The following is a 20,300-nucleotide window of genomic DNA, read 5'->3' on the forward strand; positions in this document are numbered from 1 at the left end:
GTCTTTCAAGCTTCTTTTGCGCGCAAAAAAATCGATAACACTTTATAGATGTTGGATATTTTGCCACTATCCGATTCCGGTTTCGCTTGTAATATGATAAGAGACACTGGTATTATGAGTTATAATAGACGTCCGGGAGGGACATGTGACGACCAATACTCTGCCTGCTAAAGCACATCTCGATTGGCTTTCCGATCCCAAGGTCTTTGCCGTCGGGCGGCTGCCTGCCCATTCCGACCATATCGTCTATCCCGATGAAGCCTCCGCCACGGCGGGCTCTGCCTCTCCGCTTCGCCAGAGCCTTGATGGCACCTGGAAGTTCCTCTCCGCCATATCAGCCGCTGAGCGCCCGGAAGGCTTCCACCATCCGGATTTCGACCGCAGCGGCTTCGGCGACATCACCGTACCCGGTGCCATGCAATTGCAGGGCCATGGCCGCCCGCAATATGTCAACACCCAATATCCCTGGGACGGCCATGAGGCGCTGGCGCTTGGGCAAGCTGCCGAGGCCAACCGGGTCGGCTGCTATGCCCGGACCTTCCAGCTTGACCCCGCCCTTGCCGGACAGCGGATCATTTTGACCTTCGAGGGCGTAGAGACCGCCTTCTATGTCTGGCTGAATGGCCGTTTTATCGGCTATGCCGAAGACAGTTTCACGCCCTCACGCTTCGATATTACCGACGCGCTGATTGACGGCGATAACCTGCTGGCCGTTGAGGTCTATCATCGGTCTTCCGGCGCCTGGCTTGAGGATCAGGATTTCTGGCGTCTGTCGGGCATCATGCGGCCTGTCCGGTTGGAAGCCTGGCGGAGCCTGCATATCCGCGATCTATTCGTCACCACAGATCTTGCCGATGATTTCAACAGTGGCTCCCTGCGCTTGCGGCTGGCCCTCGACCTGCCTGGTGCAGAGACGGCCAGCCTTGGCGTGACGCTGTACGATCCAAACGGCGAAACCGTGCTGTCCGCTGCCTTCGATGCCGCAGCCGAAATGGATATAGCGCTGCCCATCACCGCCCCGGATTTGTGGAGCGCCGAGACGCCGCATCTCTATCGCCTGCTGCTGGTCGTAAAGGACAGCAACGGCGCGACGGTCGAGGCCGTACCGCAACCGGTCGGCTTCCGCCGATTTGAAATGCGCGACGGGGTGATGCGTCTCAATGGCCAGCGCATCGTTTTCCGTGGTATCAACAGGCATGATTTCCATCCGCGCCGTGGACGCGCGTTGACGGTTGAGGACATGCTCTGGGATGTGCTGTTCTTCAAGCGCAACAATATCAATGCGGTGCGCACCAGCCATTATCCAAACCGCAGCGAGTTCTACGCGCTCTGCGACCAGAACGGCCTCTATGTCATCGATGAGGCCAATCTGGAAACCCATGGCACATGGTCGGTTGAGACCCTGGACCTGGACAAAGTCCTGCCCGGCGACCGCGACGAATGGCGACCCGCCGTGCTCGACCGCGCCGCCAATATGCTGGAACGCGACAAGAACCATCCTTGCGTGCTGATCTGGTCCTGCGGCAATGAGAGCTATGGCGGCAGCGTGATTGCCGATATGGCCGATTGGTTTAGGGACCGCGATCCCTCCCGCCTCGTCCATTACGAAGGCGTGTTCCACGACCGCCGCTTCGATGCGCGCTCCAGCGACATGGAAAGCCGGATGTATGCGCGCCCGCAGGACATCGAGGATTATCTGCGCAGCAATCCATCCAAGCCTTTTGTGTCCTGCGAATACACCCATGCGATGGGCAATTCCTGCGGTGGCATGCATCTCTATACCGACCTCACCTATCGTTATGATCAGTGCCAGGGCGGCTTTATCTGGGAATATATCGAACAGGCTCTCTACGGCACCCGCCCGGATGGCAGCGAAGGCCTGCTGTTTGGCGGCGATTTTGGCGACCGGCCAACCGATTACAGCTTCTGCTGCGACGGCATTATCACCGCTGACCGGCAATTGACCCCGAAAGTCCAGGAAATCAAGGCGCTTTACCAGCCTGTCCGGCTGGTGCCGGACGCGCACGGCGTCAAAGTCATCAACGACAACCTGTTCTTGAGCCTCGACGCTTTCTATCTCTCTTACAACCTGCTGAAGGATGGTGTTGCGGTGGCCGAAGGGCGGGCCGATATTGCGCTTGCGGCCCAGGAACAAACCTATCTGCGTCTGTCCGTGCCTGTCACACAGCAGCCGGGCGAATATGCCTTGCAATGCTCCCTGCGTGAACGCCATGACCGCGCCTGGGCGCCGGCTGACCACGAAGTGGCGTTTGGCGAACACATCTGGACGGTGGCAGGCGAAAAATCGAGCCCGGTTTCCCGCCCCCTCACCCGCGCCGAAGGCAGCTACAATCTCGGCATTTCCGATGGCCACAGCCGCACCTTGTTCTGCCGGCGCTTTGGCGGGCCGGTGTCGCTGGTCAATGCGGCGGGCGTGGAATTCCTGGAACGGCCACCCCTGCCGATCTTCTGGCGCGCGCCGACCGACAATGACCGGGGTGCAGGCTTCGGCTTCAAATTCGGCAGTTGGCGTCGCGCTAGCCTCGACCAGAAGCAGGCTTCCTATGCCTATCGTGACAGCGGGGCCGATTATCGCTTTGCCCTGCCTGATAGCAGCATGCAGGCCACGGTGTCCTACCGCTATGAAGAGGATGGCGCGATTGCCGTCACCGCCCATTGGCCGGGCGATGCCAGCCTGCCGTCGCTGCCGCTGTTCGGCCTGACGATTCCCATGCCCGCACGCTTCGACCGCTTCCGTTATTATGGCCTTGGACCGGAGGAAAATCACATCGACCGCGCCCATGGCGCACGTCTGGGCATTTACGAGCGCGCGGTGGCCGACAATGTCACGCCCTATGTCATCCCGCAGGAATCCGGCAACCGAACCGGCGTGCGCTGGACCGATCTGTTTGACGCTGAAGGCAACACACTGCGCTTCGAGGCGGTGGATATGCCGTTCGAGCTGGGCGTTTCGCCTTATACGGCTTTCCAGCTGGAAGCCGCGGCCCGGCCCTATGACCTGCCGCCAGCCAACCGCACCATCGTCACGCTGATGGCGAGGCAGATGGGTGTCGGCGGTGACGATAGCTGGGGCGCGCTGCCTCATCCTCAATACATGATCGAGCCGGGCGAGCCTTTGACGCTCACCTTCCGGATCAGAGTGATGGGGTGAGAAAGGGCAATTCGAGCTCCCGATAGGATGGCAACACTGCCTCGCTTAACCTGCCTGCCCGCACGATCACCCGATCGGTTTGCGGGCGGGCAATGACCTGGTCCATGCTCCAGGCCTCAAAGATCATCAGATCCGCAGGACGCCCGGCACCGATGGTTCCAGCGGAAAAACCGGTCATCGCGGCGGGTTGGGTGGTCGCCAGTGCCACGGCATCGTCATAGGGATGGTCGAGATGCAGAATGCGCACTGATTGGCGCCAGGTATCGACCATATCATGGTCGCCATAGGCAAAAAACGGATCGCGGCAATTGTCACCGGCAACCGCGACGCGGATACCGGCGGCGCGTAGCTCCTTGACCGGCGTGACACCCCGCCAGCGCGGGGTTATACCCTGCGCCCGGCCCTGCAAATACATGTTGACGGTTGGAAGCGTGACGATGGACATTCCGGCATCGACCAGAAGTGCGATCCGCTCGCGGATTTCCGCCTCACTGAACAAAGCCAGCGAACAGCAATGGCCGCAGGTGACGCGGCCCCCATAGCCGTGACGGATGGCGGCGCGGGCCACATGCGGCAGGGCGTCGGCCTTTTCGGCTTCGTCCACATGCAGGTCGATATCGAGATCACGCTCGCGGGCCAGCAGAAAAAGACTGTCGAGCAAAGCATCGATGTCATCGAGACCTCGACCATGAGTTCCGCCCGAGGCGCGGGTCACCCCGCCCAATAGCCCGCCCTGACGGGCAATCAAGTCGGCAAGCTGCTTTCCATGGTCGGTGCGATAGGCATCCAGCGGCACAAGGCCGACCGCCTGTAACGCGATACGCCCCGCCCAACGCGCCTGCACCTCATCAAATGCCGCCCAGGTGGTTTCCGCCTGCCCCGCATGGCTATCAAGATGGGTGCGGAGTGCGGCAACGCCATGCGCATCCGCGCAGGCGAGGCCGAATTCCATGCGCCGGACCAGGTCGTCGTGACGCCAATGGGCCTGCCGGTCGGCTGTCGTCGCCGCGCGGGCGCTGGGATGCGTGCCATCGGAGGCTGGCGCCCGGCTGATCGTATGGCCCTTGTCGAGATGCACATGCATGTCGATCATCAACGGCCAGAGATGGCGGCCTTCCAGATCGATACCATCGCCGGTCACGCCGCTTGCCGCGGGCAGCACGGCTGCAACACGTCCGTCGTCCAGCAGAATATCGACCAGAGCACAGCCGTCGCGGTCGAGAGCGCTGCCCGGCGGCAGGCCGTCCGCAAGACAGGCCGTTGGCACGCGGGCCTGACGGATAATAATGCGGCCATGGCCGGTGAAGCTGGAACGCGCCAGCGCGCGCGCGGAACTGTCAATCATGATCGATCTCGATAGGGCATAAGTCGAATTTCAAGGTGTAGGGGACGGCAACATCGTCGAACACCGCCGTCAGCGGCTGTCTTCCACCATGCGCAGCCGTTCCTGGGCGTAGTGCATGAAATGGCTGGCAGCAGGCGAGAGCGAACCGCGCGCCCGGTGAAGAATGTTCAGCCTTTGCAGTCCGGCAGACCCGGTCAGCGGAAGAAAGACCAGTTCTCCGCTTTGCAGTTCGCGGTCCACATCGACGCGGTTGAGAAAAGTGACATGCGGTGCGCCATGCACCAGCCGCTTCATCAATTCCATGGAATTGGTCTCGACAACAGGCGTCAATTGGGCCTGGGTTGGTGTCAGGTTTTCAACCACCTCCCGCAGCGACAGGCTCTTGTCAGCCAGCACCAGCGGATAGATCAGACAATCGGCGATCCGCACCGTCTTGCGCACCGCCAACGGATGGTCCGGCGCAACCACAGCGCCGAGCGGATGCATAAATTCCGCCGCGCGCTGCAAGCGATTATCCTCCGGCAGATTATAGGCCAGTGCCAGATCGGCCGCCCCTGAAGCGACCATGTCGCAAACCGCGGCGCGATCTCCGACCTTGATGCGCAGGCTGACCTGCGGAATATCGGCACGGTAAGCGGCAATGATGTCGGCAAGCCTGCCCGCCGCCAGCGTTGCCATGGTGGCGATCACCACCTCGCCTCGGCTGAGGCCACGCAGGGCCTTGATCTGCACCCGCATCGTGTCATGCGCTTTCAGCGTCTCGCGGATATGGGCAATCAGGATTTCCCCGGAACTGGTCAGCTTCAACCCACGCGACAACCGCTCGAAAATCGGTGCATCCAGTTCCTGCTCCAGGTCAAGGATATAGCGATTGATGGCAGAGGCAGCGACATTCAGTGTCTTTGCCGCCTTGCGGATCGAGCCCTGCCGGGCGACTTCGTCGATATAGCGCAAAGCGCGGCCATGAAGCATCAGCGTTCCCGTCGCAGAACAGGGGCGTTTGCCCCTGTCCGCTGTCTGTCTGGCCACGATGGCATCATGGCTCGCCGGGTTCAACATCATTTCCGGGCGAAGTTGGCGTTGATGCGCTGCGTCAGGTAATCTCCAGCGGTGATCGCCTCATATTTGCCGAGCGGACCCTGCATGACCGCATCGCGATTGGCCTGGCAGAAGAAGGGAAGCGACAGACGCCGGCCCAGATATTCGCCTGGACGCGGCATGCGGACGCGGTGAAGCGTCGATTGTAGCTGATCATCAGACCAGCGCATCAGCATGTCACCGATATTGCAGGTGATGTAGCCATTTTTCGGCGGTACATCTGTCCACTCGCCGGAGGCCGCATCCTTGCCGGGGCAGACCTGCAAGCCGCCCTCGCCTTCCTTCTGGTGCAGGATGGTCAGGCAATCGAAATCGGAATGGGCACCAGCCCGCCAGAACTCGAAATCCTCCGGCTTGGCATGTTCCATCGACATGTAATGGATCAGCCGCTGCGTCGATTGGTACTCACTGGAGGCCGGATCATGCGCCTTGGTGAAGAAGTCCTCGGCAAAACCCATCTTCAGGGCAAAGCAGGAGAGAATGCGCATGCCGAGTTCCCAATTCTGCCGCTCGAAGCGCAGCATTTTCTCCTTGAAATCAGGCAGTTCTTCTTCACTCGGCCACAGTCCGCCCATCATCGGGCGGGTAATCTGATAACTTTCCTTGTTATCCGGCGTGCCGGTGGAAGGACGCACCTGCGCCTTGAATTCCCATCCGGCATTGGTTCCCTTGGGCATCGGATACTGGGCTTTGACCTCGGCTGGCAATTCAAAGAAGGACCAGGCGGTCTCAAAAGCCGCGTCGATATCCTGCTGCGGGATACCGTGGTTATAGACCTGGAAAAACCCGATACCAACCGAGGCCTCCCACAATTGATCGGCGATCTCAGCCTTGCGATTGTCGAAATCGGCGAGATCAATGACAGGCACATCGCGCTCGACGGTCTTGCCGACGCCGCCAATGGTGGTTTCCTTGTTCAATTCGGCAAGGCTGTAGCTTTGCATGGTCATGGCAGTCTCCTTGAGGTTGGGCCGGATACCGGCCGTTGAGGAGCAATGTCCGGGCATGCCCGACTGCTTCTACTCCGAAAAGAACGGGGAATTTTCCCCCGGCAAAAGGCTTCAGCTGTTCTTCGGCAGGCTCCAGGGAAACAATAGTTTCTGTACGAGCAGCACCGCCTGAAACAGAATGAGCGACAGCGCCGCCAGCACGAACAATCCGGCCCAGGCCTGGGGCAGTTTGAACAGCGATGTCGAAAACTGGATGAAATAGCCGACACCCGCTTCGGACGCGCAGAATTCCGCAACCACCGCCCCGATGACCGCCAGCGTGATCGAGATTTTCAGCGCCGAGAAGATGTAAGGCACGGCAAAGGGCAGCCTGATCTGGGTGATTTCCCGAAAGGCGGGTGCCCGCAAGCTTCTGGAAAGCTCGATCAATTCCGGCGGTGTCGCGGCAAGCCCGGTCGCCGTCGAGACGACCAGCGGAAAGAAGGTGATGAGACAGGTGATCACCACCCGTGGCGCATCGCCCGCCCCCAGCACGACGATGATGATCGGTGCCACCGCCACAACCGGCGTTGACTGAATAACCACCAATAGCGGGTAGAGCGTCTTTGACAGAAGCGGTGAGCGCATCATGACGATGGCCAGCGGAATGGCGATGGCAATCGACAAGACATAGCCGATCATCGCCACCCGCAGCGTCGCCCACAGATGCAGGCCCCAGCGGTCGATTCCGATGGACGAAAACGCATTGAAAATCGAGGACGGCGATGGCAGCAGATAGGACGGAACAGCAAATAGCCGCACGGCCAATTCCCAAAACAGAATAACACCCACCAGCGAGACAAGGGCTGCAAGGCCCGGCAGGCCCATGAGCTTGGAGACAGTACTGCGCAACAGCAGACGTTGGCGAGTTCCAGCCACCGGCTCAGGCCGCCTGTCGCTTGAGGAGGAGGTCGCGGAGATAAGCGGTAAGGTCATGAATGGCTCTCTCGTTGGCTGTTTCGGGACCACGCGGACGGCCGACTGGCACGGCAATATCGGTCAGCACCGTGCCGGGACGGCCAGTCATCACCAGCACGCGGTCGGCCAGTAGTGCCGCCTCGTTGACGGAATGGGTGATGAACACCACCGTCTTTGGACGTTCGGTGAAAATTCGCAGCAGATCAAAGCCCATCACCTCGCGGGTCAGCGCATCGAGCGCCGAAAACGGCTCGTCCATCAAAAGGATATCCGGGTCCATCAGCAAGGCCCGCGCAATACCAACCCGTTGCTGCATGCCGCCGGACAATTCATCTGGAAGCCGGGAGGCAAAGCCCCCCAGGCCGACCATCCGCAACAACTCGCCTGCCCGCTGCCGCTCCTCGGCGCTCACCCTGCCGCGCTTGTGGCGGGCCGGAAACAGCACATTGTCCTCGACTGTCGCCCAGGGCAGCAGTGTCGGCTTCTGGAAAACGATGCCGATATCGTCGCGTGGTTCGGTCACCGGATGACCGAACACCTGGAGCGAACCGCTGCTGGGCGCTAAAAGCCCGGCGATCATCCGCAGCAAAGTGGACTTGCCGCAACCGGAGGGGCCAAGAATGGCTAGGAATTCGTGCCGCGCCACCTCGAAGCTGACATCGCGCAGCGCTTCCGTTTGTCCTGAGCGGGTCGAAAAGACCTGACCAAGCCGGTCAAAGCGGATTGCGGGTATCGTCATGCTCTTCACTCCGTTGGAATGAAGCTGCGGTTGACCACAGTTTCCGGGTCAAGCTTGGCCGGATCAATGGCTTGGGCGGCGGCAACCCGGCGCCAGGTTTCCGTCAGGCGCTTGGGCTCGAACACGCCCAAGCCATCCTTGTCCGTGACCTCGTTGAAGATCAGCGGCAGCGTGTCATTGATCGATCCCTTGACGTCTTCCGACCCCAGTTCCGGCACGACACTGGTGACGGAGGTGACGGCGGCATCAGGATTGGCGCGGGTGAATTGCACCGACTTCTTGTAGGCGTCGATGAAACGTTTGGCGACATCCGGGCGCTTGGCAAGGAAATCCTCGCTGGCGATCAAAGAGGCCGAATAAAGCTCCAGCCCGGCAGCCGACCACGGCAGCGCGACGATTTCCTTGCCCGCTTGGCGGGCCTGATTGGAATAGCGGGTGAAATCCGTCATCCAGGCAATGATCCCATCAGCATTGCCGGTCATCAGCATCGGACCGAGCGCGCCGGGATCGGCCTTGATCAGCTTGATCGCGGACGGATCGATGGACTGGTCCTTCAACACCAGCGGCAGATAGACATTGGACGAGGTAAACGGCGATGTGGCAATGGTCTTGCCCTTGACGTCGGCAACACTGGCGATAGAGCCACCCTTGATGACATAGAAGGCGTGCGGTCCCTTGTTGAACACCGACAGAACGCCAACAACCTTCACGCCTTCATTGGCACGGGCTGCCATTAAGGCGCCGATATCCGAAACACCAATATCGGAAGACCCCGCCGCCAGTTTCGAAATCGCCTCGGTCGAGCCTCGGCCAGAGGCAATGGTGACATCCAGCCCCGCGTCTCGACAGAAGCCCTGATGAATACAGACATAAATCGGCGCCTTGTCGCCACCCGGCAGCCAGTCCAGCTGAAACGTAACCTTGTCGGCGGCAAGGGCAGTCCCGGAGAAAAGGCCAAGAGTGAACAGCGTGGACGCAAGCTTACGACGAAACATGGGACATTTCTCCAAGGCTCAGTGTTCGATTTTCAAGGACGGCAGACAGGGGGAAGCATTGAACATGGCGGACGTGCGATGGCGCGCCCCGCGTCCAAAAGACAGGGTTGTGACGGTGGATTTTCGACAATTGATGACAAGAACAGCGACATGGAGGCATCTCTTCGACAGGGTTCACCGTCGAGCAATGCCCAGAGCCTCAGGCTCAGACCGCTTCTACTCGCGTCCAAACCATTTCATGCAAGCACGTATTCTGCAAGAGTTTTAAACAATGCATAAAGCTGCATATAAAATAGGCGAAACCCGCCTGTGTCGCTGACAGCCTCTCGGTTCGCAGACCCCGATCCTTATATTTCAACAGGCTGCGGCACGAACTTGCCACACGCGAAAAACCGGCATCGGTCAAAAAATAAGCGCTCTAATAAATAGAACACAACAAGCGGAAAATTCTTATCACACGCCCTCGAAATCCAGCCGCAAACCGGTCTGCGCATCATAAAGATGCACGGTCTGCGGATCGATCCGGACACCCAGCCGGTCGCCGGAGCGCAGGCCGCGCCCGCCCGAAACGACAATGGTTAATTCCGGCTCGGTTCTGGTCGTCACATAGGTTGACGATCCCGTCGATTCGACCAGCGCCACCTCGACGTCGAAAGCCCCTTCGCCAGGAGCCGTCAGCGACAGGTGTTCCGGCCGGAGGCCAAGCGTTAGTGGCTGGCCTGGCGCAAGGCCATCAGTCATTCCGGCGGCAAATGTCAGAATCTCCGCCTTCCCAACGAAATCAAGTTCCAGACCAAGCCCATCCGGCGAGACCCGCGCAGGAATGAAATTCATCGCCGGGGAACCGATGAAACCGGCAACGAAGCGGTTTGCAGGCCGGTCGTAAAGGTCCAGAGGACGCCCCTGCTGCTCGATCACGCCGTCGCGCATCACCACGACATGATCGGCCATGGTCATCGCCTCGACCTGATCGTGGGTGACATAGACAGAGGTGGCCTTCAACCGGTCATGCAGCAACCGGATCTCCTTGCGCATATGCACTCGGAGGGAGGCGTCGAGATTGGACAGCGGCTCATCGAACAGGAAGGCCTTGGGATTGCGGATGATCGCCCGGCTCATGGCAACGCGCTGGCGCTGACCGCCGGACAATTCACGCGGATAGCGTTTCAACAGCGGCATCAGCCCTGTTGTTGTCGCCACCGCCTCGGCGGCCTGGCGCGCCTCCGCCTTGCCCACCCCCTTGATGCGCAGGCTATAGGTCAGATTTTCCTCAACCGTCATATGCGGATAGAGCGCGTAGGACTGGAACACCATGGCAATGTCGCGCTTGCGCGGCGGCACATTGGTCATCAGGTTTCCAGCAATCTTCATTTCACCGGCGGAAATCTTTTCCAATCCGGCCAGTGACCGCAACAGTGTGGACTTGCCGCAGCCGGATGGGCCGACCAGGGCGACGAAACTGCCCTTTTCGATGGCGAGATTGATGTTCTTCAGGGCATGGAAAGCGCCATAATGCTTGTTGACGCCGTTCAATTCGATCTGGATGGTCATTTCAGGGCTCCCGAAGTGAGGCCGGAGACGATGCGGCGCTGTAAAAGAACGAAAATGGCGAGGATCGGCGTCACATAGATCGAGGCATAGGCCATGATCCCGTTCCATTCATTGGTATTGGGGCCCATGAAACTGTTCAGCCCGACGCTGGCCGGTTGCAGGTCCACCGATTGGATCATTGATTTGGAATAGACGAATTCCCCAAAGGCCTGCATGAAGATCAGGATGGCGCTGACGAGAATACCATTGCGGGCCAGCGGAAGGACGATGCTGAAAAACGCCCCGATCCGCGAATTGCCATCGACCATGGCTGCTTCCTCCAGCTCGATCGGCACCGTCATGAAGCTGGAACGCACCAGAACCACGAAGAACGGCATGCTTTTCGCCGCCACCGCCAGCATCACGGCAAAGCGCGGCGTGTTCAGCAGGCCAAGCTGCGAAAAGCCGACGAAAATCGGGGTAATCATCAGCGAGGCCGGTAGAACCTGGAGCATCAGGATCAGGAACAGCCCGGCATCGACCCAGCCATTGCGATAGCGTGCCAACACATAGGCGCAGCCGGTGCCGAGAACGCAGATAATGCTGACCGAACCCAGCGCAATCACGGTCGAATTCCACAGATAGCGGCCCATATTGCGGCTTTGCCAGACATCAGCATAGACGCCCCATTGCGGATCGTCCGGCCAGAAATGCGGCGGGGTGGCAAACATCGCCGAGCCGGTTTTCAGTGCTGTGACATACATCCAGTAGAGCGGAAAGAGATAGATCGCCGCCATGATGAGGGCGATGGCAAGCATCAGGCGGTTACGAACTGTTTCGCTCATCCTCGCACCTCATGACGTGTGGAGCGGACATAGACGAGCGATGCCAGAAGCACGAAGACGGTCATGATCACCGACACGGTCGCACCCTTGGCGAAGTCATATTGCCGGAAAGACAGGTCCCAGGCCCAATATTGCGCCACATTCGAGGCATTGGCCGGTCCGCCGGAGGTAATGGCGGCAAACAGGTCAAATTGCTGCAAGGTAAAGATCAACCCCAGCGACACCAGCGCACCGATAGACGAGCGCATCATCGGCAGGGTGATGGTAAAGAACCGTTGGAACACGGTCGCGCCATCCAGTTGCGCCGCTTCATAGAGATCCTTGGGAATGCCTGATAGCCCGACCGACAGCAGGATCATGTTGAAGGACGTGCCAAGCCAGATATTGGCGATAATCACCGCCCACAGCGCATAAGCCGGATCGGACCGCCAGAAGATATTGGCGCTGATCAGCCCGGTTTCGCGCAGCATATAATTGAACACGCCGAAATCGCCTGAGAGTATCCAGTTCCAAGTCGCGCCGACGACGAGGCCGGGCATGATCCATGACACCAGAAACAGACCGCGCAGCCAGGAGGAACCGGGAAATCCCACCCCGAAAAACAGCGCCAGACCAAAGCCCAGAAGGAATTGCCCGGCAATCGACGCCACGACGAAAATCGCCGTATTGGTGAAAATAGGCAGGGTTTCCGGCTGCGCCATCAGGTCGATATAGTTCTGAAAACCGACAAAGGGACGGGAGAAGGTTCCAAGGCTGAACATGTCAACCTCCTGAAAGCTCATCACAATATTATAGAGCAGCGGCAGACCCGACATGACCACAAGAAAGGCCAGCGGCACCCCGGCAAGACCGAAGTCAAAGCCACGCCCATCGACAATACTCGACATGATCCGTTTCATGAGACCTATTTCTCCATTCGGAGCGCCGTCCAGGAACCGCATTCTCACAGGAGAAATGCAGCCCCGGCCGGGAGGAAGGGATAGTCATGCCACCGCATTGACGGCGCATGGCATGATCGCTGGGTGGTCTTCACGCTCAACCCAAGGCGGCTTTGATCTTTTTCTGCGCCTGATCCAGCGCATCCTTGGGCGTCATCTGGCCGGTCAGTGCCGCCTGGATGGCATCCTGGATCGCCTTGGATATTTTTGGCCAGGCCGGATGCGGCCCGCGCGGCTTGGCATATTTCATCTGCTCCAGAAACACTTGCAGCGCCGCATCCTTCAAAGGCGAACCCGATGGCGGAATGGCGATGTCGGACCGGGCTGGCAACTGTCCGAAATTCTTGAACATATCCTTGTCCTGCGAGGCGAAGAATTCCAGAGCCTTGAAGGCTTCCGCCGGATGCTTGGTGCTGGAAAAGATTGCCCAGTTGAAGTCACCCATGCCGGAAGACCGTTCAGCGCCCGGGCTCGGCACCGGCAAGAGCGCGACGCCCCAGTCGAATTTGGCCTCTTTCAGCATCCGGTCCAGCTCCCAGGGACCCGAAATCGCCATGGCGGCATTGCCGGAATTAAACGTGCCGGTCGAATCCCACTGGCCGCGCGTTAGCGTATCCGGCGAGGCCAGTTTTTCGGTCATGATGGTTTTCCAGGTCTCCAGCGCCTTTACCGCGCCCGGAGCATTGATATGGTCATAACCGCCGCCACCCATCTGCGCCCAGGGCAGGAATTGGAACGTTCCCTCTTCACTTGCCTTGGCGGAAAACGCGAGGCCGTAGACATTCTTGGCCGGGTCGTTCAGCTTGCGGGCAGCGGCCAGAAGTTCGTCCCAGGTCTGCGGTGGCTTCAGTGGATCGAGACCCTTAGCCTTGAACATATCGCGGTTATAGTAGAGCGCGATGGTGTTGGTGGCTTTCGGCACGCCGAAATAGCGGTCTTTCCAGGTCACAGACGCCAACGGCCCCGGAAAATAGTTCGCGGGCTTGATCACATCCGACTTGGCGATCATGTCGGTTAGATCAAGGAACGCGCCGCGCGAGGCAAACAGCGCATGTTCCGGATTATCGACGGCGATGATGTCAGGTGCCTGTCCGGTTGAATAGGCGCGCATCGCTTCCGTCACGACATCGTCGAACTGAAGGAGCCGATACTCGATCTTGATGCCATTGTTGAGCGCGTTGAATTGCTTGACCAGATTGGGTGCCGGCTGGATATCCTTGTCGAGCGACCAGAGATTGAGTGTCACGTCGTCCGCCCGGGCGGTCGATGCAAGCGGACAAGCCGTGGCAAGAGCCAGCACAGCGATCAAGGCACGTCTGTTGATGATCATGGGTTTCCTCCTCCGTTTCTATCCCGGCCTCCAATCTCGCCCGGCACCTCCATGCCAGACGAAACCAAGACCTTATTCTATTTCAGCGAGGGATCGCCTCCGCCATAAGCCGCCATCTCGTCGATAAAATCGCCGCCACGCGCCTGTTTCAGATGGTTGAGGGCGTGAACCTGACCGGTCATTTCCAAGGCATCGCGGTAGACCGGATCATGCCAACCTTCGATATCGATAGAGCCGCTATAGCCAGCCAGCCGTAATTCGCTGATCACATTGGTCCAATTGCTGTCGCCAAAGCCCGGTGTGCGCATGAACACGAACGGCTCCCTGCCGAAAATGCCGTGTTCACGAATAACGTCCCAGCGAATGGTGGCGTCCTTGCCATGCACGTGAAAAATCTTGGATGCCCATTTGCGGATCTGCGGCAGGGGATCGATCAGATAAACCATCTGATGGCAGGGCTCCCATTCAAGGCCGATATTGTCATCCGGGGTCTCGTTGAACATCAACTCCCAGGCGTCAGGATTATGGGCGATATTCCAGTCGCCGCTCTGCCAGTTGCCGTCCATGGCGCAGTTTTCAAAGGCGATGCGAATGCCCTTGTCGGCAGCGCGCTTGGCCAACTCGCTCCAGATTTCGCGGTAGCGTGGCAGGCTGTCGGTCAACACCTTGCCTCGCAGCCGCCCGGTAAAGCCTGCAACGCAACTCGCACCGAAATGATGGGCATTATCGATACACTGTTTCCAACCTTCCAGCGTCTCAAAGTCGATGTCGGTTTCCTCAAGCGGATTGCCGAACATGCCGAGCGTTGAAATGGTAATATCGCGGTCGCCGATGGCATCGACGCAGCGCTTGCCAAGTTCGGCAAGGTTCTGACCTTTGGTCGTCTGCCAGAAAAACGGTTCGAAGCTTTCAAAGCCAAGACCAGCAATTTCCCGGATGCGGGTGGCCGCATCGCCGTTATTGCCGCTGATCATGGTGCCGATACGAATGGATTTTGCAGGATTGCTCACAGTCATGGTCCTTATAGCGAAGCTGAAATGTCGATACGCTTGCCGCTCTGCGCGCTTTCGATGGCGGCAAACACCATGGCAAGACTGTTGATATTGTCGAAACCGGCGGTCTCGGGCGGCTCGCCACCGGCAACCGCCGCAATGAAGCTTTCCAGCACGCTGGCATGGCCGTGCGTCTCGCCAGGTACAACATCATCGGAAACGTTTACGGTCGTATATCCACGCAACAGGCCGGGTTCGTCTGCGGCAATGGAGGCCTCAAACATCTCTTCCCCGTCCCAGGTCAACATGCCCCTGCTGCCGACCAGCCGCCACGCACTTTCCCAACTGGTCCTGCGCCCTTCAGCGCACCAGGAGCCGCGATAGGTGAAAACCACGTCGTCAGTGAACTCGAAGATCGCATTGGCGCTGGCGCCATGGGCATACCAGGAGCCATGCGGATTGCGCTCCACGCAATAGGCCGCCAGCGGCTGACGATTGGCAATGAAGCGCGCCGCATCGAAGGTGTGAATTGCCATGTCGAGCAGCAGGACATGCTCCATCTCATCCCGGAACCCGCCGAAATGCGGTGCCAGAAAGAAATCGCAATGCACCGCCGTCAACTCGCCGATCACACCGCTGTCCAGGAATTGCCGCATCCGGCGGACCCCTTGAATGAAGCGGCGGTTCTGCACGACGGCATGGATACGTCCGGTCTCAGCGGCCAGTTTAATCAGGGCCTTCGCCTCTTGCAGCGTATTGGCCATGGGCTTTTCGCTGAGCACGTGGCATCCGGCCTTCAGCGCGGTGGAGACGATATCGAAGCGGGCAGCCGGAATGACGACATCGAAGACCAGATCGGGGGCCGTCTGTTCGAGAACATCGGCAAGACTATTACCCGTCACCGCACCTTCCAGGCAGAATTCCTCTGCCAAGGCCTCGGCTGCCGAAACGTTCACGTCAACGAGCCCGACAACAGAAATTCGCTCGGCAAGCGAAGGCGTGTCGGCAATGGCCCGGAGCCAGCCCTTGGCCATAGCTCCGCACCCGCATAAAACGGCTTTGAATTGCAAGATATCCTCCCTTGCATCCCATCCGGTCGCTATCGCGCCAGACATGGTTCCAGTTTCCGGTAGGCCGAACCAGCAAACGCTCTTCCGGAAACCTCCCGCCGCGCAAACTCCTCTTTGCATCGGCTTCCGTAAACGTTTACGATACTAATCGTGGTTTTCGTCTCATGTCAATACGCGACGCTGTTATTGCACTCGGCAGCACGATAAACCGCATCAGGATCAAGGGAAAAACCGATTCCTGCTTGCGAAATTTTGCAGTACACCGGACAAGGCAGAGCATGAAATTTACAACCCGCTTGCTATTCATAGCGTCACTTGGTGACGTCGCTTCTGGGAGAGATTATCTGACATGAAGGGCATACATCAGCTTGCAAAACATCTCGACATCTCCATCGGGACGGTGTCGCGCGCGCTGAATGGACGCCCCGACGTCAACGCGGAAACGCGACGGCGGGTGCTGGAGGCCGCCGAGCAGCTGGGCTATGTCGCAAATCAGTCGGGTCGCAGCCTGCGTAAAGGAACGACTAATGTCATCGGACTGATGATCGAGTCCGGCAAGGACAATGTGGACAACAGCGACAACTTCTTTTTCGGTGTCATGGACGGTTTGCAGACGGTGTTTGCCCGGCACAATCTCGACCTCGTCCTGCTCCCCTGCCCCGCCGACGAAGACCCCCTGGAATATCTTCAGCGCATGGTCGCCCGCCGCCTGGTTGATGCGATGATCATTTCGGCTACGCAGCGGGTCGATAAGCGTATCGATCTGCTGATCAAGACGAAGATACCCTTTGTAAGCCTGGGCCGCAGCACATCCGGCGGCAGCCATACCTGGATCGACCTGGATTTTGCCGGTGTCGCCAATTCCGCCGTGGATCGACTGGTGTCGAAAGGTCACCGTCGCATCGCCATCGCCGCCCCCTGCACCGATATTAACCTCGGCACCGTGTTTACCGACGCCTATCAGGCCGCGCTGGAGCGCAATGACCTGACCTTCGATCCGGCCTTGGTCCTGCGGGCGAAATCCAGCGAAAGCGGTGGTTATAGCGTGGGCAGCGAGTTGCTGGCGCTCGATCCGCGCCCGACCGCAATCATCCTGATTTACGAACTCATGGCAATCGGCCTGTACCGGCGGCTGGCTGAGGCTGGCGTCATCCCTGGCCGGGACATCGCCGTTATCGGGTTTCGTGAAGCGCCCCGCGCCCGGTTTCTGCAACCCACTCTGACCTGCTACCGCCTTTCCCTGGAGGATCTTGGGGTGGAACTGGCCGAAACCTTGCTCGCCTCAATGCCGGATTATGCGGAAACATACAGAACCCATGCCCGCAATAGCCTCTGGCCGCTAGAACTGGTGCCGGGCGAAAGCGATGCCTTCGACCTGCTGACATAGGCGGGAAGACCATGCTTGGAGATCATCCTTGACCGGCGCCGCAAAAATCCTCCCCGCCTCGCTGGAATTACGCTTGAAATTGCTAAGTTAGCAGCGGCCAGAGGCAAGTTCTCTCTCGAACTGGCCTTGGTCGTTGACATACTCTACAACCTCAATAGATTTTGAAGTCTTAGGGGTTAAGGAGATCGCAATGTCCCGTTTTAGAACCGTGAAGATCATTGCCACGCTGGCGATAGCCGCAAGCCTCGCCATGCCCGCTGTTGCGGCCAATGTGACATTGCTGAACGTCAGCTACGACCCGACGCGCGAGTTGTACAAGGATTTCAATCCAGCCTTCGCCGCCTATTGGAAGCAGAAAACCGGCGATAGCGTTTCTGTGAGAATGTCGCATGGCGGTTCGGGCGCTCAGGCCCGCTCGGTTATCGACGGTCTTGAGGCCGACGTGGTGACGCTGGCGTTGGAAGCGGATATTTCCGCCATTGCCGAAAAGACCGGCAAGATCCCCGCCGACTGGAAAACCAAACTGCCAAGCAGCAGTTCGCCCTATACATCCACCATCGTCTTTCTGGTGCGCAAGGGCAATCCGAAAGGCATCAAGGACTGGGCCGACCTCACCAAGGACGGGATTGAGGTGATCACCCCCAATCCGAAAACCTCTGGCGGTGCCCGCTGGAACGTGCTGGCCGCCTGGGGCTGGGCGCTGAAGGCCAATAATGGCGATCAGCAGAAGGCCAAGGAATACCTCAGCGCTCTGTTCAAGCATGTGCCGGTGCTGGATACCGGTGCGCGCGGCTCTACCACCACCTTCGTGCAGCGCGGCATTGGCGATGTTCTGCTCGCCTGGGAAAACGAAGCCTTCCTGTCGATCGATGAACTCGGCCCCGACAAATTCGACATCATCGTGCCGTCCGTTTCGGTCAAGGCAGAACCGCCGGTCGCCGTCGTCGAGGGCAATGCCAAAGCCCATGGGACCGAAGAAGTCGCCAAGGCCTATCTCGATTATCTCTATTCCGACGCCGGGCAAAAGATCGCTGCAAAGCATTACTATCGCCCTGCAAAGCCGGAGCTGGCCGATCCTGCCGATTTGAAGCGGTTCCCGTCGGTTGATCTCGTCACCATCGAGGATTTCGGTGGCTGGGCAAAAGTACAACCGCAATTCTTCGCTGATGGTGGCCTGTTCGACCAGATCTACCAGCCCGGAAAATAAGTCAGCCAAGAAAGTAAGAAAAACAGAATGGCCCATAGTCCTGTTCAAGGCAGGTGGCAATTCCGTCAGCCGAGCGTTCTTCCCGGATTTGGGTTGACGTTCGGCTTTACGGTGTTTTACCTCGCCCTCATCGTTCTCATTCCCCTGTCCGGTCTGGTCTGGCGTTCCGCCGAATTGGGCTGGGCGGATTTCTGGCATATCGCGTCTGACCGCAGAACGCTTGGCGCCCTGAAGGTCAGCTTCGGCTCGGCCATCCTGGCGGCGATGCTCAATGTCGTATTCGGCGTGCTGGTCGCCTGGGTGCTGGTGCGCTACAATTTCTGGGGACGGCGGATCATCGACGCGATGGTCGATCTGCCTTTCGCGCTGCCAACCGCCGTTGCCGGTATCGCGCTTGCCTCGCTCTACGCGCCGAACGGTTGGATCGGCTCGCTTCTTGCACCGCTTGGTCTTAAAGTCGCCTATACCCAGGCTGGCATCGTCGTTGCCATGGTGTTTATCGGTCTGCCCTTCGTGGTGCGCACCGTGCAGCCGGTCATGGAAGAAATCGACCGCGACGTGGAGGAGGCCGCCGCCACGCTGGGTGCCAGTCGCTTCGCAACGATTTTCAAAGTGCTGCTGCCAGGCCTGGCACCGGCCATCATGACCGGCTTTGCCCTTGCACTGGCGCGTGGGGTCGGGGAATATGGATCGGTGATCTTCGTGGCCGGCAATGTCCCTTATGTATCTGAAATCGCACCGCTTCTCATCGTCATCCGGCTGGAGGAGTTCAACTATGCGGGCGCAACAGCCGTCGGTGCGGTGATGCTGGCGATTTCCTTCGCCATGCTTCTGTTGATCAATCTCATTCAGGCTGCAAGCCGGAGAAAATATGGCAATGACTGACCGCCGCTCCCCTACCTTTCATCGAGCGACGACCGAAACGCCCGTCGTCCAATGTCTGCTCATCCTCGTCTCGCTGCTATTCCTATTGCTGTTTCTCATGCTTCCGCTGGTGGCGGTGTTTTCCGAGGCATTCCGCAATGGCGCCAGCGCCTGGCTGGAAGCGCTTGTCGAACCAGATGCCCTCTCGGCCATGCGGTTGACGTTGCTGGTTGCGGTAATCGCCGTTCCCGCCAACGTGATCTTCGGGGTCGCGGCCGCGTGGGCGATTGCGAAATTCGAATTTCGCGGCAAGGCCTTCCTGATCACCCTGATCGACCTGCCATTTTCGGTGTCGCCGGTGATTTCAGGTCTGGTCTACGTGCTGCTGTTCGGCTCCAATAGTCTGCTTGGTCCATGGCTGCGCACGCATGGCGTCGAGATCCTGTTTGCCGTGCCGGGCATCGTACTGGCGACGATTTTTGTCACCTTCCCTTTCGTGGCGCGCGAACTGATCCCCGTCATGCAGGAACAAGGCACTGGTGATGAAGAGGCCGCGATCAGCCTCGGCGCCAGTGGCTGGCAGACCTTCTGGCGGGTCACTCTGCCGAATATCCGCTGGGGATTGCTCTACGGCGTGCTGCTGTGCAACGCCCGGGCCATGGGCGAATTCGGCGCGGTTTCGGTGGTATCAGGCCATATCCGGGGCGTGACCAATACCATGCCGCTGCATATTGAAATTCTCTATAACGAATATAACTTCGCCGCCGCCTTCGCGGTCGCTTCACTGCTGGCAGGGCTGGCATTGGTCACCCTCGTCCTCAAGACAACCATTGAACTGCGCTATGCCGACCAATTGTCGGCTGCCCGTGGGCATTGATCGG

General features: G+C 59.1%; 17 protein-coding genes. 5 read left to right on the forward strand and 12 right to left on the reverse strand.

The window, feature by feature from the left end; translation table 11 throughout:
• Positions 1 to 145: 145 nt before the first annotated feature.
• Positions 146 to 3,172, forward strand: a complete 3,027-nt coding sequence (locus tag H1Y61_RS19000) for a glycoside hydrolase family 2 TIM barrel-domain containing protein (RefSeq protein ID WP_197971660.1) — start codon at positions 146 to 148, stop codon at positions 3,170 to 3,172.
• Here H1Y61_RS19000 and H1Y61_RS19005 read toward each other — a convergent pair.
• The 12 genes from H1Y61_RS19005 to H1Y61_RS19060 all read right to left on the reverse strand — a co-directional run bounded on the left by H1Y61_RS19005 (position 3,156) and on the right by H1Y61_RS19060 (position 15,961).
• Positions 3,156 to 4,517 carry a cytosine deaminase gene (locus H1Y61_RS19005; RefSeq protein WP_180575062.1) on the reverse strand — a complete coding sequence of 454 codons (1,362 nt, stop codon included), beginning with the start codon at positions 4,515 to 4,517 and terminating at the stop codon, positions 3,156 to 3,158. The two genes, H1Y61_RS19000 and H1Y61_RS19005, sit on opposite strands and share 17 nt — an antisense overlap.
• Positions 4,518 to 4,586: 69 nt before the next feature.
• Complete coding sequence (locus H1Y61_RS19010; RefSeq protein ID WP_180575213.1) at positions 4,587 to 5,489, reverse strand: LysR family transcriptional regulator; 903 nt, start codon at positions 5,487 to 5,489, stop codon at positions 4,587 to 4,589.
• 86 nt (positions 5,490 to 5,575) lie between these two features.
• Positions 5,576 to 6,559 carry an isopenicillin N synthase family dioxygenase gene (locus H1Y61_RS19015; RefSeq protein WP_409364004.1) on the reverse strand — a complete coding sequence of 328 codons (984 nt, stop codon included), beginning with the start codon at positions 6,557 to 6,559 and terminating at the stop codon, positions 5,576 to 5,578.
• Positions 6,560 to 6,676: 117 nt separating this feature from the next.
• The gene (locus tag H1Y61_RS19020; RefSeq protein WP_174112640.1) at positions 6,677 to 7,432 is read right to left on the reverse strand and encodes an ABC transporter permease; all 756 of its coding nucleotides are present in this window, start codon (positions 7,430 to 7,432) and stop codon (positions 6,677 to 6,679) included.
• Positions 7,433 to 7,487: 55 nt separating this feature from the next.
• On the reverse strand, positions 7,488 to 8,261 hold the full coding sequence (locus H1Y61_RS19025; RefSeq protein ID WP_174112439.1) for an ABC transporter ATP-binding protein: 774 nt from the start codon (positions 8,259 to 8,261) through the stop codon (positions 7,488 to 7,490).
• A gap of 5 nt (positions 8,262 to 8,266) precedes the next feature.
• Positions 8,267 to 9,256, reverse strand: a complete 990-nt coding sequence (locus H1Y61_RS19030; RefSeq protein ID WP_087729952.1) for an ABC transporter substrate-binding protein — start codon at positions 9,254 to 9,256, stop codon at positions 8,267 to 8,269.
• Positions 9,257 to 9,709: 453 nt separating this feature from the next.
• Positions 9,710 to 10,807: an ABC transporter ATP-binding protein gene (locus H1Y61_RS19035; protein ID WP_180575063.1), complete on the reverse strand. Its 1,098-nt coding sequence runs from the start codon at positions 10,805 to 10,807 to the stop codon at positions 9,710 to 9,712.
• Positions 10,804 to 11,631 (reverse strand): carbohydrate ABC transporter permease, encoded by an 828-nt coding sequence (locus tag H1Y61_RS19040; protein ID WP_087729950.1) that lies wholly within the window; start codon positions 11,629 to 11,631, stop codon positions 10,804 to 10,806. The genes H1Y61_RS19035 and H1Y61_RS19040 overlap by 4 nt, the downstream gene beginning before the upstream one ends.
• The gene (locus H1Y61_RS19045; protein ID WP_180575064.1) at positions 11,628 to 12,530 is read right to left on the reverse strand and encodes a carbohydrate ABC transporter permease; all 903 of its coding nucleotides are present in this window, start codon (positions 12,528 to 12,530) and stop codon (positions 11,628 to 11,630) included. The genes H1Y61_RS19040 and H1Y61_RS19045 overlap by 4 nt, the downstream gene beginning before the upstream one ends.
• Before the next feature lie 136 nt (positions 12,531 to 12,666).
• Positions 12,667 to 13,899: an ABC transporter substrate-binding protein gene (locus H1Y61_RS19050; protein WP_041698482.1), complete on the reverse strand. Its 1,233-nt coding sequence runs from the start codon at positions 13,897 to 13,899 to the stop codon at positions 12,667 to 12,669.
• A gap of 77 nt (positions 13,900 to 13,976) precedes the next feature.
• On the reverse strand, positions 13,977 to 14,909 hold the full coding sequence (locus H1Y61_RS19055) for a sugar phosphate isomerase/epimerase family protein (protein WP_180575065.1): 933 nt from the start codon (positions 14,907 to 14,909) through the stop codon (positions 13,977 to 13,979).
• An 11-nt stretch (positions 14,910 to 14,920) separates the two neighbouring features.
• Positions 14,921 to 15,961 carry a Gfo/Idh/MocA family protein gene (locus H1Y61_RS19060; protein WP_180575066.1) on the reverse strand — a complete coding sequence of 347 codons (1,041 nt, stop codon included), beginning with the start codon at positions 15,959 to 15,961 and terminating at the stop codon, positions 14,921 to 14,923.
• Positions 15,962 to 16,310: 349 nt separating this feature from the next.
• Here H1Y61_RS19060 and H1Y61_RS19065 point away from each other — a divergent pair, with 349 nt between their 5' ends.
• From H1Y61_RS19065 to cysW, 4 genes are all read left to right on the forward strand, one after another.
• Positions 16,311 to 17,348 carry a LacI family DNA-binding transcriptional regulator gene (locus H1Y61_RS19065; protein WP_180575067.1) on the forward strand — a complete coding sequence of 346 codons (1,038 nt, stop codon included), beginning with the start codon at positions 16,311 to 16,313 and terminating at the stop codon, positions 17,346 to 17,348.
• A 250-nt stretch (positions 17,349 to 17,598) separates the two neighbouring features.
• Positions 17,599 to 18,555 (forward strand): sulfate ABC transporter substrate-binding protein, encoded by a 957-nt coding sequence (locus H1Y61_RS19070; protein WP_409364005.1) that lies wholly within the window; start codon positions 17,599 to 17,601, stop codon positions 18,553 to 18,555.
• Positions 18,556 to 18,582: 27 nt separating this feature from the next.
• Positions 18,583 to 19,440: a sulfate ABC transporter permease subunit CysT gene (cysT, locus tag H1Y61_RS19075; protein WP_174112431.1), complete on the forward strand. Its 858-nt coding sequence runs from the start codon at positions 18,583 to 18,585 to the stop codon at positions 19,438 to 19,440.
• Positions 19,427 to 20,296 carry a sulfate ABC transporter permease subunit CysW gene (gene cysW / locus H1Y61_RS19080; RefSeq protein WP_087729945.1) on the forward strand — a complete coding sequence of 290 codons (870 nt, stop codon included), beginning with the start codon at positions 19,427 to 19,429 and terminating at the stop codon, positions 20,294 to 20,296. The genes cysT and cysW overlap by 14 nt, the downstream gene beginning before the upstream one ends.
• The last annotated feature ends 4 nt before the right edge of the window (positions 20,297 to 20,300 follow it).

The organism is Agrobacterium vitis (assembly GCF_013426735.1).
Lineage (GTDB): Bacteria > Pseudomonadota > Alphaproteobacteria > Rhizobiales > Rhizobiaceae > Allorhizobium > Allorhizobium vitis_D.